At 60.8% G+C, this 17,346-nt stretch carries 16 protein-coding genes and 3 pseudogenes; 8 read left to right on the plus strand and 11 right to left on the minus strand.

Going from position 1 to position 17,346, the window contains the following annotated elements; genetic code table 11:
* Positions 1 to 323 precede the first annotated feature (323 nt).
* Both C7449_RS20965 and C7449_RS20970 read right to left on the minus strand, forming a co-directional pair.
* Complete coding sequence (locus C7449_RS20965; RefSeq protein ID WP_108004853.1) at positions 324 to 515, minus strand: DUF3606 domain-containing protein; 192 nt, start codon at positions 513 to 515, stop codon at positions 324 to 326.
* A 59-nt stretch (positions 516 to 574) separates the two neighbouring features.
* Complete coding sequence (locus tag C7449_RS20970; RefSeq protein ID WP_108004878.1) at positions 575 to 1,084, minus strand: ferritin-like domain-containing protein; 510 nt, start codon at positions 1,082 to 1,084, stop codon at positions 575 to 577.
* A gap of 260 nt (positions 1,085 to 1,344) precedes the next feature.
* Between C7449_RS20970 and C7449_RS20975 the strand changes: the two genes are divergently transcribed.
* The 5 genes and pseudogenes from C7449_RS20975 (at position 1,345) to C7449_RS20995 (ending at position 4,918) form a co-directional block, all read left to right on the plus strand.
* On the plus strand, positions 1,345 to 2,751 hold the full coding sequence (locus C7449_RS20975) for a cytochrome B6 (RefSeq protein WP_108004854.1): 1,407 nt from the start codon (positions 1,345 to 1,347) through the stop codon (positions 2,749 to 2,751).
* A 10-nt stretch (positions 2,752 to 2,761) separates the two neighbouring features.
* Complete coding sequence (locus tag C7449_RS20980) at positions 2,762 to 3,346, plus strand: DUF4142 domain-containing protein (RefSeq protein WP_108004855.1); 585 nt, start codon at positions 2,762 to 2,764, stop codon at positions 3,344 to 3,346.
* Between the two features lie 532 nt (positions 3,347 to 3,878).
* The gene (locus C7449_RS22505; protein ID WP_108004856.1) at positions 3,879 to 4,055 is read left to right on the plus strand and encodes a DUF2934 domain-containing protein; all 177 of its coding nucleotides are present in this window, start codon (positions 3,879 to 3,881) and stop codon (positions 4,053 to 4,055) included.
* Between the two features lie 7 nt (positions 4,056 to 4,062).
* Positions 4,063 to 4,615 (plus strand): annotated as a pseudogene (locus C7449_RS20990) (tyrosine-type recombinase/integrase); the annotation flags it as partial.
* 93 nt (positions 4,616 to 4,708) lie between these two features.
* Entirely contained in the window at positions 4,709 to 4,918 is a 210-nt protein-coding gene (locus C7449_RS20995) for a hypothetical protein (RefSeq protein ID WP_108004857.1), read from the plus strand.
* A gap of 228 nt (positions 4,919 to 5,146) precedes the next feature.
* Here the strand turns inward: C7449_RS20995 and C7449_RS21000 are convergent, their stop codons facing one another.
* Together C7449_RS21000 and repC are read right to left on the minus strand one after the other, a co-directional pair.
* On the minus strand, positions 5,147 to 6,106 hold the full coding sequence (locus tag C7449_RS21000) for a 3'-5' exonuclease (protein ID WP_108004858.1): 960 nt from the start codon (positions 6,104 to 6,106) through the stop codon (positions 5,147 to 5,149).
* 54 nt (positions 6,107 to 6,160) lie between these two features.
* Positions 6,161 to 6,905: pseudogene (gene repC, locus C7449_RS21005) on the minus strand (plasmid replication protein RepC); the annotation flags it as partial.
* 391 nt (positions 6,906 to 7,296) lie between these two features.
* On the opposite strand from repC, the gene C7449_RS21010 reads away from it, so the two are divergent.
* On the plus strand, positions 7,297 to 7,479 hold the full coding sequence (locus tag C7449_RS21010; protein ID WP_108004859.1) for a hypothetical protein: 183 nt from the start codon (positions 7,297 to 7,299) through the stop codon (positions 7,477 to 7,479).
* 782 nt (positions 7,480 to 8,261) lie between these two features.
* Here the strand turns inward: C7449_RS21010 and C7449_RS21015 are convergent.
* The gene (locus C7449_RS21015) at positions 8,262 to 9,059 is read right to left on the minus strand and encodes a lytic murein transglycosylase (RefSeq protein ID WP_108004860.1); all 798 of its coding nucleotides are present in this window, start codon (positions 9,057 to 9,059) and stop codon (positions 8,262 to 8,264) included.
* Between the two features lie 1,773 nt (positions 9,060 to 10,832).
* Here C7449_RS21015 and C7449_RS21030 point away from each other — a divergent pair.
* Positions 10,833 to 11,507, plus strand: a complete 675-nt coding sequence (locus C7449_RS21030) for a spermidine synthase (RefSeq protein WP_108004863.1) — start codon at positions 10,833 to 10,835, stop codon at positions 11,505 to 11,507.
* Positions 11,508 to 11,651: 144 nt separating this feature from the next.
* On the plus strand, positions 11,652 to 12,695 hold the full coding sequence (locus tag C7449_RS21035; RefSeq protein ID WP_108004864.1) for a fatty acid desaturase: 1,044 nt from the start codon (positions 11,652 to 11,654) through the stop codon (positions 12,693 to 12,695).
* A gap of 80 nt (positions 12,696 to 12,775) precedes the next feature.
* On the opposite strand, the pseudogene C7449_RS21040 reads toward C7449_RS21035, so the two are convergent.
* The 6 genes and pseudogenes from C7449_RS21040 to C7449_RS21060 form a co-directional block, all read right to left on the minus strand.
* Positions 12,776 to 12,937: pseudogene (locus C7449_RS21040) on the minus strand (response regulator); the annotation flags it as partial.
* A complete protein-coding gene (locus C7449_RS22510; RefSeq protein WP_245414470.1) occupies positions 12,885 to 13,058 on the minus strand; it encodes an OmpA family protein in 174 nt (57 codons plus the stop codon). The pseudogene C7449_RS21040 and the gene C7449_RS22510, both read right to left, overlap by 53 nt.
* On the minus strand, positions 13,019 to 13,204 hold the full coding sequence (locus C7449_RS21045) for a hypothetical protein (RefSeq protein WP_245414473.1): 186 nt from the start codon (positions 13,202 to 13,204) through the stop codon (positions 13,019 to 13,021). Before C7449_RS21045 ends, C7449_RS22510 begins: the two co-directional genes overlap by 40 nt.
* Positions 13,205 to 13,394: 190 nt before the next feature.
* On the minus strand, positions 13,395 to 13,739 hold the full coding sequence (locus C7449_RS21050) for a hypothetical protein (RefSeq protein WP_108004865.1): 345 nt from the start codon (positions 13,737 to 13,739) through the stop codon (positions 13,395 to 13,397).
* Between the two features lie 195 nt (positions 13,740 to 13,934).
* On the minus strand, positions 13,935 to 14,525 hold the full coding sequence (locus tag C7449_RS21055) for a hypothetical protein (protein WP_108004866.1): 591 nt from the start codon (positions 14,523 to 14,525) through the stop codon (positions 13,935 to 13,937).
* A 993-nt stretch (positions 14,526 to 15,518) separates the two neighbouring features.
* Positions 15,519 to 17,333, minus strand: coding sequence for a B12-binding domain-containing radical SAM protein (locus C7449_RS21060; RefSeq protein ID WP_108004867.1), 1,815 nt, complete (start codon positions 17,331 to 17,333; stop codon positions 15,519 to 15,521).
* Between the last annotated feature and the right edge of the window lie 13 nt (positions 17,334 to 17,346).

Raw genomic sequence — 17,346 nt, forward strand, 5'->3', positions numbered from 1 at the left:
TGGTGCCATGCGTAAACCCTGTAATCGTCATATGTCGAAGCCTCGTTCGGCAACAACATCAACAATCACACGCTGATCCGGAAGGTGGGGGAAAAACAGCGCTTACTGCGCTACGACCTCTTGGGACATTTGATCTCTGGCTTTCCGAACCTCCTCCTCGAGATCGTAGGAAGGTGTTTTGTATTCCTGTGCGAGACGCACTCTCCAAGGATCACGCACTCACTGAGAGCTTCTACGCCCAAGCCAAAAATCTCATCTTCGGCACCCCTCTTATAAGGGGGTGCTTGTAAGGGGTTGCGGGAGAGCGCCGACGCTGACGACGTTTACCGGGTTGGCTGAGGCCTATCGCGGGCCAGATCGTTCGCATTCTCGCGGCTGTTGCCAGCCTGCTTAATGATGTCACGCGCTTCATCTCTGGTGAGGCCGAACTTTCTCGCAAAGTACGCGACCTCATAAACTTGTTCGGCCGCCACTCGCTGGCGATCCCGGCCAATCGCCTTCTTGTCGTCTGGCATGCTGCACCTCCTTGTTCAGCGCACACGATTCCGCGCTATCCGCCGAATCCCACGACGCCTTATCGATTTGCCTGAAGGTCGCTCTCGTCACGGCTCAGGAACTGGAGGCTCACAGCGCCGAGATTTTGCTCCAGCCAATTTGCCATGGCGATCTCATCCTGCAGTATCCGCTTGCAGACCGTCGCAGTCTGCTCGTCGCCTACGAATTCTGCAGCCGCGATCAGAATGCGATAGCTTGCGATTTCCATGTGCTCGAAGGTGTAACTGGCAAGCGCCCCCTTCACCACTTCGTCGCTGGCAAAGACGCCACCGATGCCCTGCATCATTGCGGTAAGCTTTGCGGCGGAAACCTTCAGCGTGGAGGCGCCGCCGGCCAGACGGTCGAGGCAACCTTTAACGAGGTCAGCATGCTGCTGCGTCTCCTGGAGGTGTTGGCCAACCTTTTCCTTCAGTTCGGGATAATTCTCTATTCGGCCATGCTGGGCGCGCAGCATCGTCTCGGCCTGCTCTTCCATCGCATGCGCATCGCGCAGCCAAGCAATCAAGTTCTCTCGTGCATCGGTCGCCATCATTGTTCCTTCACAGCGTGTGGAATGAACCGCTGCCAACAACATCAGCCTCGGAATGTTCCATCGGCAGAGACCGCGATAGCGACACCAGGGAAGACAGTGCTCTCCGAAGGCCAGCCGTGTCTGGCAAGGAGATCGGCCGACGAGCGTCGGCGTGCAATGGCCCCTCCGGATCGGCCGAGCCGTCGACGCGCCATCTTGCTGTGGAACATTCCTGTCCTGCCGCGGTTAGCCGCATTTCGTGCGCGGGAGAGGCCATTATGCGTACAACCCTTAAATTGAGTCTTTGGTTTGCACTTCCTGTTTCCACTGCGATCCTGATTGGCATCCCGGCGCTCTCGGACCCGTTGCCGCCGGATCTCACTTATAGACCACTGCCGACGATGCCATTCTCCGACGCAAAATCGATCGACGAGGCACAGAAGCGAGCGGTGATGGAGCGCCAGCAAGCGATGCTCCGGCAGCGCTACGATCTTGCCGACAAGCCGATCGACGGCACGATGATGTCGGGGGGCAGGAAGCCTGTTCAGGGTGGCGTGCGCGTCAAGCTGCCGGAGGGCACCACCTGGGAGGACCTGTCAAATCTGACCCCCACGGAGATACGCGACCGCAATTTGCTGCCGTCAGGTTTCAAGCCGCTGCCGCACGTGAAGCAGTCGGCAGGCGGGCAGGTATTTCCGCAAGCGCAGATCGATGCGATCGCCCGGCTTGAGCAGCGGGACCTGCGTCGTTTCGATGTCGACTTCGACCTGCCCGATCATCTGACACCGGAGTTTCCGCCACCGATCTTCCTGACCACGCATCCAGAGCTCGGAGACGTCTCGCGCGGCGAAGTGCTGTCCATTCGGAACTTCTACGAGATCATGAACGGCCTGATCACGCCGGTGCAGATGGAAGGCCTGCGGCTGCTGCTCACTCCCTTCCCGCAGGAGGAGTTCAACCAGACCGAAGACCGCAAGGTCGCCCAGCAGAGCCTGGGCGTCGCATGCCTTGACTGCCACGCGAATTTTCACACCAACGCGGCCTTCCACCAGACGCCGGACGTGCGGCCACAATCGGCGCGCTTCCGGCTCGATACCACCAGCCTGCGCGGTGTATTCAATCAGCAGATCCATGGTTCGAAGCGGTCGCTGCGCTCTGTCGAGGACTTTACCCAGTTCGAACAGCGGACCGCCTACTTCAACGGCGATCATGTCAGCGCGACCAGAAAGGGGGCGAACCTTCCCGACCGCACCAACCAGGTCGCCATGATGGCCCAGATGCAGAACATCATCGACCTGCCGCCAGCGCCCAAGCTTGATCCGTTCGGAAGATTGGACCCGGCGCTCGCCACCGAGCAGGAACTCGCCGGCGAGAAGGTGTTCATGGGCAAGGGGCGCTGTGCGGATTGTCACGTTCCGCAGACGAATTTCATGGACAACAACATGCATGATCTGAAGCTGGAGCGCTTCTACCGCATCGGCGAGGTGACGAATGACTTCGTGGCACTGCCCGACGGTCCGATCAAGACTTTCACGCTGCGGGGAATCAAGGACTCTCCGCCATATCTCCATGACGGAAGGCTGCTCACGCTCGCCGACACCGTCGAATTCTTCAACCTGGTGCTAGGCGTCAAGCTTGATCAGAAAGAAAAGGACGATCTGGTCGCCTACCTCCTTGCGCTTTGAGAGGTCCGTCATGCGAAACATCCTCACCCTTGCGATCCTTGCCGCCAGCGTCAGCGGCGCATGGGCCCAGATCGGCAATCCGGCCTTCATGGGCGCAGACACGCGGATGCAGAAGCCGGGCGATCCAGCTCCCAATCAAACGAACAATTCGGATCGGGTCTTCGCCCGGCTCGTGGCGGCTGGCGGGGCGGCGGAGGTCGATTTTGCCCATATGTCGGCCGACCGCGCCAGCGCGGAGAGCGTCAAGAATTTCGCCCAGCGCATGGTCAAGGACCACGATGCGGCCAACCACGAGCTGGCGCAACTCGCCGATACCGCCAAGATCCCCTTGCCGGAAGGCCTGTTGCCCGACCAGGAGGCGATGAAGGCGAAGCTGAACGATCTGCAGGGGCACGACTATGACGTTGCCTACATGGCCGGGCAGATCACGGATCACCAGCGCACGGCGCATCTCCTGGAATGGGAGATCACCGGAGGCGAGGACGCCAACCTGCAGCAATTCGCGATGAAGACGCTGCCGATCGTGCTCGAGCATCTCCAACTCGCCCAGAAAATTCATGCCGAACTGACTGATGCGAGCGGTGGGATCCGATGACGCTCTCGGGGAGCGACCAAGATCAGTGGCGAATCGACGGCAGCCCCTTCTCAACTTGATCGTGAAACCGCCTGTGGCCGGCTAGACCCTCGTAGAAAATAGCCAAGAATGTCTCGGCGTCGGCGGTCGGAAGCCCCGGAGCCTGGAGAGCATCTCCTGGTGCAAAACGTGCTGGGTGGTCGGCGTTTTTCCCGTCCGTCAATATAGCACAAAACCGGTCTGCAGGATGCGCGATTGGCAAGCGGGGAGGTGAGCGTCGCCGGCATGCCAGACCGAGACGTCGAGGGCAAGCCGACATCTCTAGGTGGGATAGCCCAACCGCCACGAGAACTGAAGGTTCCCCCGGCGCATAGATGTGCCGTGGTGCGAAAAGTGTAGCGCGCTAACTGGAACTCCAAACGCAGCAGGGCGTTCAGCAAGTCGAGCAAGCGTTGTCCGCAGCCGAGGTACCACGGATGTCACTGTATGAGAACGTCATGATCGCTGGGGGCAACCGGTACCCCAGCGTGCCAAAGGGATAAGGGACCGAGCGATGATTGACGAACGCGAGGATGAAATCCGCCGCCGAGCATACTCAATCTGGGAAAGCGAAGGGCGCCCCAACGACCAGCACGAACGCCATTGGAAGCAAGCGACCGAGGAGATGGGCGTAGCAAGTGGCGAGGCGCGCAGGAAACGTTCTCCCAGGAAGGGCGCGGGTGAGGCTTAGAAGCCTTCTCGTCGATATCCGCGATTGCGCCATTCTCTTGACGGCCTTTGCATCCGGCGCTCGCCGACGCTCGGAAGTTGGCAATCTGCGCGTCGAGGACCTGGTCGAGGAAGAACCGGTGCGTGCCGAACCGGACAACCTGGCATCCCCTCCCCTGCCCTTGGCGATCCGTCTCGGTCGGACAAAGACGACGTGTCCGGGCGACGACGCCCGCTCGTTGATGATCGGCCGGTCGGTCGAGGCGCTGACGCGCTGGTTGCACGAAGCCCGGATTGACAGCGGCCCGGTATTCCGTCGCATCCATCAGTGGGGCAATGTCGATCGCGCCCTGGCGCCGCAGTCAATCAACCTGGTCCTGAAAGCCCGCTGCGAAGGCCGGGCTCGATCCAGAAAATTTCTCCGCGCACGGCCTGCGCTCCGGCTTGACCAAAGCCGCCAATCGCGGCGTGCCGCTGACAGAAGCGATGCAGCAGTCGCAGCACAAGTCACTGACCCAGGCCGCCTCCTACTACAACAGTCCGGAGCGCCGACGCGGCAAGGCGGCTCGCTTGATTATCTAGGTCAAGCCAGATAGCGCGTATGCAACACCAAAACACGCCGGGCTATCATGCCGGGAAACCCTAAAAAGATCCTGAACGCGAAAGGAATTGCTCATGGAAACAACGACCATCCAGTCACGGGCGGATTTTGCCCAATGGGCGATCGAACGCGTCAGCGCCATCATCGCCGCACAGGCTGGCGATCTCGCGGTCGCCGCCCGCGAGGGCAGTGACGAGACGATTGCCGCGGCAGCGAATGCATTGGGTCAGACGATTGTCGATACTCTGCTCGAGGTGTTTGACGGACTGGTCGACGCGGAATAACGTCGTCGCCGAGAGCGACGCTGGCAAATGTTGGCGACCACGCTATCTCCGCTTCAAGCTCAACTGCGGTGACCTATCCATCAGACGTTTGAACGGCCGATCGCCGGGGTCCAGGGGCATCCTCGGCGCTAATTGGGGAGCCAGCAGCGATGAGAAGTCCGGGACAATCAGTTATCGAGATTCTCATCGCGAGGGTGGTGCTGGTGGCTCCGCACTTCACCGCTCTGCCTACCCCTTGAAACGATCAAATGCCGTCAGCCGCTTCATCGGCGGGCTGGCCTCGTAGCGGTAGATTTCGCTCCTTAACCAGCAAAGCTCGTCCTTGAGATCAGCGTCTGCCACCTCGGTCCACCAGGCCTTCGGGCGGCCGTCGCTGCCGTCGGACCAGCGATACCCCCTCCCCTTCAGATGATCCTTTAGGTCGAAGGGAGAATTTTCCGCAAAAATTCGGACACGCGAACGCTGGCTGGCAGCGTACAGCTCGGCGAACGCAGATCCGGCCTGGTCCTGGCCGTTGCTATCGAGAACCTCCAGCAGCGCAAAGCAGTCGTCGACCGCCCGATGCCCGTCATGAAAATAGCCGGCTTGGCCGATCAAATAGCCAAGCTTGGTTCCCTCGAAGCCCCTCGCGTGCCAATCCACCTCGGAAACCGAGCAGGCCCAGGCCTTGTCGGCAAAAATTGGTGACAGCGCCTCGCAGAACGGTCGATCGAACCCGGCATTGTGGGCGATAATCAGGTCGGCCGGCGTCACCAGCGCTTCCAGCCGATCAAAGTCGATCACCTGTCCGGCAACCATCGCCTCGGTAATGCCGGTAAGCCGCGTGATGTCAGCGGGGATGGGCCTGCTCGGCTGCCGCAGTCCGCCATAGACGTCGGTCACCGCACCGATCGTGCCGGTTGCGTCGAAGCTGAAGGCGACCGCGCCGATTTCGATGATCTCGTCCTTGCGCGAACTGAGACCGGTCGTCTCGGTATCGATGATGACGCCGCGCAACGGAAAGGCCGAATCTGGCAACTGGACAACCGGTCGAGGCTGGAGCTTCATCAGGATTCGATAACGGCCGGTTTCCTGCAGATGCCGCACCATGTCGTCCTCGGTCATGACCGGCGTCGCGCGTCCATCCGAACGTGATCGCCTGATCACCGTCGGCGCATCATCCGCAAACATGTCAAACTGCGCCGTCATTCCTGTCATCCCTCCTCGCCTGCCCCGAGCGCCAACCAAGCAACCTGCGGCCGATCAGCCCGTACTCTGCACCGGCTTTCCATTCAACCGCAGCAAGGCCATTAGCATCGGCCCGAGCGAAAACTCGCCGCGCCGCCTTTCGTGTCAGGTCGCGCAGATAGCCGCCGGCTGAATTAATGTGCCCTGCCCTTTCGAGGATGCAGGCGACCGCAACGGCGGCATTTTCCGGGCCCATCACTTCGCACGCCTCTTGGTAGGCGGAGGGACTGACCCCGAGCATCGAACGAACCACCACCGCCGCCGTCATCAGCTCGCGCCAGCTGGAAATTTCCCCACCAGGGCCATACATTGCAATTTCCGGGCAGGCCCGCAGCACCATTCCCAACGGAAACGCCTTTATCGCCTCCCGCACTAGCTCACTGGTTTGCGCCGCCGGGTCCCCCTGCTCCTTTCGAGAGCTAGGTTCAAGTTCATTGGTGGATTCGGTATTTGAACTCTGTATGTGGTGACGGCATTCGGCACCATTGGTGTCGCTTTTTTGCGAAATCAGCTGAAGTTCCAGAAGGTTGACCACTTCGGCATGCAGCAGCGTCAGCTCTTGCAGACAGTTCGTGAGTTCAGGCTCGGTCTTTGCCTTCGCGAGCCGACCTACGGCCGCCACGAAGTGGCCCTCGACCATGCCCCAGTCCCCCGAAGCCCCCTCCTCCATCGCTGCAGTGATCAGCTTTCGGATATCCCTGCGGCAGATCGAAATGCGTTCCTTGACAATCTTGAGCCGTCGACGATCTTCGGCAACCTGCAGGTTTTTACGATCTTCCCAGTTTGCCCCATCCCTCTGTTCCTGTGACTTCCCATCCGATGGCGCCGAGGAGTTCGGCTTCGGACGGACGGAGTACCAGTATCCACGCCGTCAGCGTCGACTTCCTGGCGCACGCCGTCTCCCTGATCCGAAAGTGCGGAAGATGGTTCTGGCAACGGCGTGATAGACAGAGCGGCGCGGGAAGAGCCCAACGCGAGAGACCGCAACGGTCGGTTCGGCGTGAAGGAAGCTCGAGAGGAACGCGCCGAGGCAATTGGAATGTGACAGATGCTCGGAAACTCCCGCATCCTTCGCCTGCACCATGTCTTATTTTATCGCTCGCTAATTAACACCTCTGCTATATGCTCTGCCGCACAACTGGAGGATTCAAATGCACAGCAAGAGCGTGAAAGCCGTAGCGGCCTCGGCGACCCAGACCTGGTCCGTCAAGGAATTCTGCATGCGCAATGAAATCACCGAGGCAGAGCAGACCAAGCTTTTGCGCCTATTCGGCGAGTACGCGACCGAATGCGAGCTTCGCTATAATGCTAAGCGACAGCCGCGTTTTCACTAGCGAGCGCCGCCTGTCGCTTAGGCCGCCAAGTTCACAGCGTTTGCGGCCCGAAAGGAGCACCGTTTTCAGCTGCTTGACCCTCAAATCAGAGATAAGGGAGGGAAGCCGCTGGAAATCGGGTCTGAACGTTCGCCCCCAGCTCTCTACGATATGGGCCTCATCGATGAAGACCGACATGACCCGCCCAGCAAGGCGGGACAGTTTCTCATCGGAAGAGGCGGCGGCATCAAGAAGGTCGGCGCGCGCGTCACCGAGCGCGAGTTCAGGTGAAACGAATCAAAGCCATTAGGGACACTGGCGAGACGTTTCGTCTGAGTTCTGGGAAACAGTTCAAGGACTACCTTGCCAGTCTGTGACGGATTTCTGAACGTCTCCTCGAAGGCGCAAACCCGACACCCCGCTGATCCGCCGGGATGTCCGTTTTTGAGAGTCGGCTAAAATGCAAGCGATGTCCGGGATGAGGGCGCGTTACAGACGGAAAGGGGCCGACGGCCGACCGTCCGCTGCTAGGACGCCCAACACGAATAGCGGACATCAGAGCTCTTGCCGCCGAGGACTGGGATTGGTCACGCCTGAAATCGCCGACGAAATACAAGGTCGCGCGACAGGTGATGCAGAATGTCTTGACGAGCGCGAAGGCTGCCCAGAGGCGCCATCACTGGCGTCCAGTGAGTGCCGGAAAGCAGCATACACTGCTCACGACGTGCAGGCCATAAATCGTACTGGAGCCAGCAAATTGAGCCGTCGCACGGCGACTTTAAGCTGGAAGCGGGCGCAACTATCTAACTGCCGTCGATCGCGGCGCCGATGCGGGCGATTGCCTGCTGATAGACACGCGCGGAGTTCCAGCCAGCGATGGCGCCCATGTTTCCTTGATAGCCCCCGCCGGCCCGCCAACCTTGCGCCCTGAGGAAGTTGGCCGTTGACATCAGCGCAGTACTCTTGTCGCGCATGTCCCTGCTGCCGACGCCGTACTTCAAGACGTTCCCGGGCAGGAACCCGGTATGGCCGATCTCGCCGTGCATTGCGCCGACCGAGCGGGCGTTCAGCGCGCCGCTGTCGACCAGCATGAGCGCCGCGATGGCATGCGGCGCGAAGAATTGCGGGCGGCGGCAATCGTAGGCGAGCGTGACGATTGCCGATACAGTGTTCTGGTTGCCCATGGAGGCGCCGAAGCCGGTCTCCATACCCCAGATGGCGAGCAGCACCCCGGCGGGCACGCCGTACTTGCGCTCGATATTGTCGAAGAGTGCTGCGTTCGCCGTCTTGAGCGATCGGCCCTTGGAAATAATCGCAGGCCCACCGCGGCGTCTCATAAAGTCGTCGACCGAGCCGCCGAAAGCCCTGTTGACGGAGCGGTCGGCCCGGATGGTTCCTACGGCGTAATTCGCTCCGAGAAGCGCTGCAAGGCCCTTCCCCCTGACGCCGGCGGCCTTTGCCGTCTCGGCAAACTCCACTTTCCACTGTTGAAACCCGGCAGCGCTTTTGCCGCATGAGGCCGCCTGAGCGGCGCACGTGAGAAGGCAGAGGGCGAGGGCGCCCGCCGCAGCTATCAACTGTCCCTTAGCAAAGAACGCCATGTCGCTCTCCTAGTCGGCCTCATCCATCAAGCACCCGGCCGCATGGCGTCACTTCTTCCCTTGCCTGGCGCTGCTCGCCTCGCGGCCACGCCGATGACGGCTTGCAATCACCGGAGCCGCGAATAAAGCGGCACAAAATTGCGTCGAATTAAAAACGGGCGCAAGTCAGCCGTGGTTTCGAAACGCAAAGGGGAGCGAAATGTTCAGATGCATTAGTCTCGCTTTCGCTGGCGCAACGGGTCTTGCCGCGATCCTGATGCCGGTGCCCGACGCCAGCGCGATGCCGCCGACGATCGCCACCCAGTTTGCCGGCGCGGGCATTCTCACCGTCGGGGGCGCCTGCAACGCCTATAGTTGCAGGAACTACAGCGGCGTGTACTGGATGCCGTATTACGTTGGCACTGGGCCGACCGGTCTGGAGCGCCGGCCGAAAAGTCGGCGTCAAGAATCCCCTGAGCAGCGCCAGATTTGGCGAGCCGCTTCTTCCTTGACCTAATGGTGGATTTCGCTGGTCAACGACCAACAATGGGCGCATAATCCTAACGATTTCCACTTATCCGAGATGAGCGTTTGAAGGTAGGTGGGCGTTTGTGCGTCCGCCTTTTTGAAAGGCCTCCAGAAAGATGTGGAGGCGGCTTCGCGGTTTGTGGTTGCCTGGAATCCAGCTAAATCGCCGTTCTCAAGTTTGAATCAAGCGCAAGAAAGGGAGGTGGGCCATGATCAGAACTATCGCTGTTTTGGTTTTTGCCTTGGCTATCGCTTCGTCGGCGCAGGCAATGCCTCGCTCGCCGATTCAACCAGAGAGCATAGTTACGCCCGTCGTCGCCGGCTGCGGAGTGGGGCAGACAATGGTTAATGGGAAATGCGAGTCCAGAGTCGAGAAACGCCACAATCGCCGCTGCATGCGTTGGTCAGGGTCTGTTTGCAAGCAATACGAGTGAACCGCCACTGAGCTGGCGTCTGATCAATCCGAGTCAGACGCCGGCTCTTGTTCCTCCGCTCCAGCTCAGCGAGTTTGGCGTATTGATGACACCGGAAAAACAGGCCTCGCACCAAGTCGGCCCTTGAACCCATTGAGCGAATTTCCGAAGGGCTCTTCGGTCTAATCATGGTCCCTAATTTTACGGGATCTCGGCGAGCCTGCTTGATCGGGCAGCGCTACCTGCGGTTTGTGTGCCCCGGCGTTACATGCTCAGAGAATTGCAGGAACATTTCGCTGACCATATTTTTCAATATGGTGCGGACGAAGGGGGGAACCCGCACAATCGATTGTTGCGCAATATCTCCCACGCGGCACCGACCTATCCGTACACAGCCAGGCCAATCTCAGGGCTATCGCTAGGCAACTCAACGCCACCGCCCAAACGGGACATCGGCGCAAGCACAGGTGTTGTCACTGCGTAGTCTCCGCCTTGCGGCGACAGTGACAGGTGGCTCGATGACCACAATGGCGGCGCAAAGCAGACATGTCGATTTCAATAGGAGGTCCACAACGCTCGTCGCGCTGCGGATGGTGATAGCGATTTTTGAAAGAAAAGGTTCGTTCAGGGCGCTGTGCCAAATGCGTGGTTGCAACCTTGGAGCCCTTCACGCAACCGAGGTTGTTTGGCGCAGCAGCTCATGCAGCCGGTGCTAAGCCACATGAACCAGGAGGAACGGGAAACCGGGGAGGACGGTCGTTTGCTTTCGACTCCTCGATTGCCTGATAATTTAGTGTCTTCGACAAGGGTCGCCGTGGTACCAGGCGTCTGAACAACGCAACGAGATGCCCCGATGCTTCCCTGGATTCACCTTGATCATGCGACCATTCCCGGAGATGTCGGCGAGCTGCGCCTGAAGCGGCGCGGCAGCGAATTCTCCATCATGCTCGGCTCGACGGAACTTATGAACAGCAGGTTGAGCGGCTCGGAAGAGGCGCTGGCGGCCTTGAGCTGTGAGCGGATCGCGGGTCGGAAAAACCCAAGCATGCTGGTTGGCGGCCTCGGCATGGGGTTTACGTTGCGGGCCGCTCTGGGCGCGCTACCTCAAGATGCCCATGTCGTTGTCGCCGAACTCGTTCCCGCTGTCGTCGAATGGGGCCGTGGACCTTTGGCGGGTCTTCACAAAGGCACACTCGACGATCGCCGCGTCGATATCCATCTCGGTGACGTCGGCGAGCTCATCCGATCGAAGAAGGCCGCATATGATGCGATTTTGCTCGACGTCGACAACGGTCCCGATGGGCTGACGCGCGCCTCCAACGACAGTTTATATAGCCATGACGGTCTTCTGGCGGCCAAGGCCGCCCTGCGCCCGAACGGGGTGCTTGCCGTCTGGTCCTCCGCGCCGGATCGGGCTTTCACGCGCCGCCTGCGTGAAGTCGGTTTCGCCACAGACGAAGTGAACGTGCGTGCCAGCAGCAGGAACAGCGGCGCCCGCCATGTCTTGTGGATGGCGACCAAGCGCTGACAGTATCTCGCACCATCATGGTCGATGGCACGCGACCAGCCGACGTCAATCGGAGAGCTCGGCCAGCACCCGAACCGACCTTTCCGAATTCATCAACCCTGTTCGCCAACCGCTTGGGACATTACCGGAAGACACGACCTGCCGATGAAATCGCTAAACGCAACCGCCCCCGGAGGCGCCGATCGTGAGAAAGCCTGGCTCAAGATCCTGTCCGCCTATCGGCAGCCGCACATGGGCCGAAGCACGTTCGAGCTGGCCGTCACCGTCTTGCCGTTTGGCCTGCTGTGGGCGGGCGCCGGGGCCTCGACGCATTTCGGCTTCTGGCCGGGCCTGATCCTCATCATTCCAGCGGCGGGATTTCTCCTGCGCCTCTTCATGCTGCAGCATGATTGCGGCCACGGCTCTTTCTTCGGCCGGCGCCGCCTGGATGACTGGACGGGCCGGGCGATCGGCGTTTTGACATTGACGCCATACGACTACTGGCGTCGCGCCCATGCGGAACACCATGCCTCGGCCGGCAATCTCGACCAGCGGGGCGTCGGCGACATCACGACGCTCACCGTCGCGGAATACGAAAACTCGACGCGCTGGCAGCGGCTGAGCTACCGTCTCTATCGGCATCCCCTCGTCATGTTCGGTATCGGCCCGGCCTGGCTGTTTATCTTCAAGCAACGGCTGCCGTTCGGCATGATGAGGTCCGGGGCGCTGCCATGGGTCTCGACAATGGCAACGAATGTCGCCATCGCCGCGCTCGCCGCCCTGCTTGTCTGGCTGGTCGGCCTTGTTCCGTTCTTCGTGATCCATCTGCCAATCGTGCTGATCGCCGCCACGGCGGGTGTCTGGCTGTTCTACGTCCAGCACCAGTTCGAAGATACTCATTGGTCGAAGCCTCCGGAATGGACGTTCCAATACGCGGCGATGCACGGTGCATCGCACTACGACCTGCCCCGCTCCCTGCGCTGGATAACCGGCAATATCGGGATGCACCACATCCACCACCTCTCGAGCCGTGTTCCTTTCTATCGGCTTCCGGAAGTTCTACGTGATTACCCCGAATTGGGGGACTTGGGACGCATCACGATCAAGGAGAGCCTTGGCTGCGTGAAACTCATCCTTTGGGACGAAGCGTCACAGCAACTGGTTACCCTGCGGGAAGCAGAAGCACGGCGCGTCGCCAAAGGAAATTGATCGCGGCCCAGCCGGCTAGATCACGTGACGCTCAGCGGTTCTGTATGGCGGCCGTCTGCGCTTACGAGTGGAACTGCCACTCAGGCCCGCGCCACTTGCTCGAGGGTCGCGAGCAGGCGGCGCTGCTCGGTGGGCTTGCCGACATTCGGCGCTCCGATCAATACGTCGCCGCCGACAAGCTCTGGTCGATCATAGGCGCTCGCCACCACGAAGGGTACGTTCCTGGCGCGCAGTGCCTCCGCCCTTGATCGTCTCGGCACGCTCGAGTGAAAGACGTTCGTTGGCTTCCGCACTGCCGCTTGCGTCCGTGTGGCCGACAATTCTCAGGCCCCAATCAGGGAAGTTCTTGAGCGTGGTTGCCATGTCGTCGAGAAGCGGTTCTGCGCCCGGCCGGGCTGCAATGTTGCCTTGCCGGTGTCGAAGTGCAGGCCATGGACATCATACTGCTCCCTGGTCTGCAGCGCCTGCTGCATGTCCTCCTTGCTGTATTGCGTGCTCGGGTCGTCCATGCCCTCCCACGAGGCGGTACTTGCGACGGCAGAAAGGACAACCGACGCGAATATTTTTCGAACGAGACGTCTACGAATTGATCTGTTTCTACTAGCCCGGTCTGAAAAACGTGAAAGCCCGCAGGCACCTCCCGGACTGCCGAGAGATGAACTGCCACTTGCTGGCTCCGACAAGTCGGGAAGCAGCAGGCTATGGTCGCGGCGGCGGCGTGGTTCCGGGAGCGCCGCCGCCCGTAGGCATCGCAGAACGAGCCTTTTCCAGCAGCGACGTGGTCAGGTCCACACAGTCTTTCATCGATTCCCGCGGGTCGCAACGGACTGCGACCGTCGCGTCGCCGCTGCGTAGCAGGAAGGCGGCGCCGCGCCGCCCACCGCTCCCGCCGGGAACCTCGTCGGTGATGCTACGCAGCAGGTCTTCGATTTCGCGATCCTGCATCGAGCCCCGGTCGCGAGAGCCGGAGTCGGGCGCGCTCTGGCTCAGGGCTGGGAGCGGCATCAGCAGGAGGCCTGCCGTCATGAGAAGAAACTTGTTCATTTCACCTCTCCTGGCTTCGTGTGCGGTTGGCGCGCAGGAATTCCCAAAGCCGGCGAGTGCATCCGCCTGTTGAACAGACACCGGACGCACAAAGCCATCAACTTGCGGCGCATTCGCCGGCGGGAACTGCTTCACACCCATCGCGGGTTTCGGGAAACTTCATGCGATCCTGGGCATTCTCGAAGGCATCATGGCCTAGTCCCGGCACACCCGCCTGCGAACGAAGGCCAGCCAGTCGCCGTTCTCGGCCCGCAAGCTGCGGGTAACGAAGACACAGTTTCCTTCGTCTGCCCCGGCAAGACGCTCCAGCAGGCGTTGCCGAAGGGCGCCGCGGTCTCCACCCTGATCGCCGCGGTCTCCTATCAGATCCATGAGCTCATCCCGGCGGTCCCGCCGCGCGGAGATCAGGTCCATGAGCCGCTCCCGGCGGTCGCCGCGGTCGCCGATTAGATCCATGAGGTCATCACGGCGGTCCCGTCGCGCGGCGAGGAGGTCCCGAAGCCGCTCGCGCCGGTCGCCCATCATATCGCCGCCCTCTCCCAAAAGGTCCATGAGCTCATCACGACGGTCCTGCCGCTCAGCGATAAGGTCCCGGAGCAGATCGCGCCGATCGCTGCGGGCGCGAAGCGCATCCCGCAGGAAGTCGCGCACGTCGCTGGCGCTGATATCGCCCCCGCCGTCGTCACTCAACGACTGTGCGGAGGCCGGGGTTGTCGTTACACAGATTAAGGGGAGCGAAGAGGCAAGCGCAAGCGCTGCCGCTGCCATGAGAGGTAGCCGTGCCATGGGATTCTCCCGTCATTGTAAAAGACCCGATTGTCCGACTTATTTCGACGCGTGAAGGCACGCCGCCGCTGGCTTCCGCCATCACGGCAGCTAGGGACAGCCATCGATCGGAGAAGAACTCCGGCGGTCCCAAGCGTTACTCACCAGGAAGGAATGGTTACTGCCGGAATACTGGTCTCTCTTTTGGGCCAATATATGGCGACCTCGCCATCAGAGAGCGGGGCAGCCTCAGTGCATAGTGAGCGGCGGTTTGCCCCCTAGAGGAAGCGCGCGCAACAATTTCTCTAGCGTGTCCATGTCTTGCACGCCCGGACTATAGTAGATCAGGATTGAACGAGCGAGGGTTGGCTCCGTCGCTGCCTCGCGCCGCCCGTGCTCGTCGCAGGGTTTTTATAAAAATCCGCTGAATTTCCACATATCCTCAGGAGGAAACATACCCGTTTCTTCGCGGCTGAGTATGCTGTTCATCGCCATCTCCGCCCGATGCGATGCTGAACAGCCCGCTGCCGCAGCCGAACAGCACGGCGAACGCCACGGCTCTGAGCGTGAGGACCACTGCGATCATCCTCGACAAGGAGCACTGATCTAAGCGCATATTTCGGCCTCTTTGCGGCCGCATTCCAGGCGGCAACTGCCATCCCGGCCCAGTCGGAGACTGGTCTCGTCGTGCAGTTGACCTCAAGTACCCTGTCGTTCTGCTGATCGTTGTTGCCCGGAGAATTGGTTTCTCGGGAAGCTGATGATCTAGATTGGACATTAGACCAGATATTATCACCGCCATTTCGAAAGCCGCAACTTTCGACGTCTGACTGACAATCGGTTAGGGACAGTTTCGGAGTCACTTCATGCGTTCGTCAAAGGCCGGAACGCCCTTCGCCAACAGTTCGGCGATCAGCTCGCCCTGTCGCTCGACAGCATATTCGCCTTGGCGGACGTGCCGTAGCACCATTTTCGAGTTCGGCGTCACCGAGAGCCATCAGCAAGCCCCCGGGATCATGCCCGTGTTCGAGTGCCCGCCCGCGCCGTTTCCCGCCCAGGATTGGCGTGGGTGAGCGCCGCGACCTTCTTTACGTGCGCCACCGCTGCCGCACCGCCGGCAGTCTTGGTGAACAGATCGCGCGTTTCCTCCTCGTCGTCTCCGACCGGCATCAGCGCCTGATCCATGTAGGTTTTTGAAGCCGGATCGCGGGAGATCCGGTAAGCGGTAGCCGTCAATCGGACGATGGTGCCCGCGAGCGCCACATGCTTGCGCAGCGTCTCCCAAACATACTGCGGCCAGAAGCTCAGCGGATGGACCTGCTTCAGGCCTGGCCGCCGCTCAGACGGCTGCTTCAGGCGTAGCAGTCCGCTCTGCAGGGGATGCACCTTTTCGAGCGGCACCATCGTCGCGAAGGAAACGAGCAGCTTGACGAGGCTTCCGATCGGCACGCCTGTCGCAGCCGCGCGGCGCAGCAGCGTCCGCATGTGCTCGGGCGAGTAATAGAGCCGCCATGCCTCGCGATATATGCCCTCCCACGCTTCCCGGCTCATCTTCGGATGCGCCGTGCACACATGCTCGACGTCATAGACGTTGAGATCGGCCCGCATCTCCACGCCGCTTTTCCAGAGCTTCTGGCGATCCTCCGAACCCGGCAATGGCGTGAGGATGAAGAACTCGACGACGTCGATCGGCAGTTCGTGTTGAATGATGGCGATGTCGCGCCGGATGGTCTCGGGGGTATCGGCCGGAAAACCGAGGATATAGCCTGCGAGCGTGATAATGCCCTGCGCCTTCCAAGCAAGGAGCATCTTCCTGTATTCGGTGATCTTGTTCTGGTTCTTCTTCGCCGAGGTGAGGTTGTCGGGGTTGACGTTTTCGAGGCCGATGAAAACGCGGGTAACCCCGGCACGCTTTGCCTTTTCGATGAAGTTCGGGATCTTGTGGCAGAGCGTATCAACCTGGATCATCAGGCCGAGCGGAATGCGGTCCTTCTCTCGCAGTTCGATCAGTCGGTCAAAGATCGCCTCCCATTCCTTGTTGCGGGCGAAATTATCGTCGGTGATGAAGAATTTGTGGACGCCCTGCGCCCAGTTCATCCGCACGAGCGTCTCGACGTCATCGGCCGAGCGGAAGCGCGACTTGCGCCCCTGCACGTTGATGATCGTGCAGAAGGAACATTGATAGGGGCAGCCGCGCCCGGCATCGAAGCTGGTGCTCAGCCCGAGCGTGCGAGCGACATTTTCCTTGGGCAGGAACGGAACGGGCATGCCGCCAATGCCGGGCAGATCGTCCATGAAATTGTAGACCGGCTCCAGCCTGCCGCCGGCGGCATCCTGCAGGATCGTGTCAAGACGACCCTCCGCCTCGCCCGCGAACATGGCAATGCCCATCCTGCGGCAGGAATCGAGGTCCACTGCCATGCCTTCGAGCATGGCAATGCAGCCCGACACGTGAAAGCCGCCGATCGCAACCGGGATGCCGGCCTCCCGGAACGGCCGCGCAATATCGAGGGCACGCGGATACTGGTTGGATTGGACTCCGACAAGCGCCACCATGCCGAAGTTGGCGTGTCGCCCAAGCCGGCGCAGAAGGGCCGGGAAATCGATCCGGGTATTCGTCTCGTCGATCGCCGTGATATCGATGGCAACGTCCGGGCCGAGCACCTTGCGCTCGGCGCAGTCGGCGGCAAGGCCATAGAGGGCGGCGAGCGAATTCGAAGGGATCATCGGGCGCCACCAGCGGATCACGTAGCCATCGTCGTCATAGTGCGAGGGCTTGATCAGGATGAGTTGGAAGCGTCTCTTCTTGGCTTGCGAAACTTGTGCCATGCAATCTCCTTCG

Origin of the sequence: Mycoplana dimorpha (genome assembly GCF_003046475.1) — a bacterium.
Classification (GTDB): domain Bacteria; phylum Pseudomonadota; class Alphaproteobacteria; order Rhizobiales; family Rhizobiaceae; genus Mycoplana; species Mycoplana dimorpha.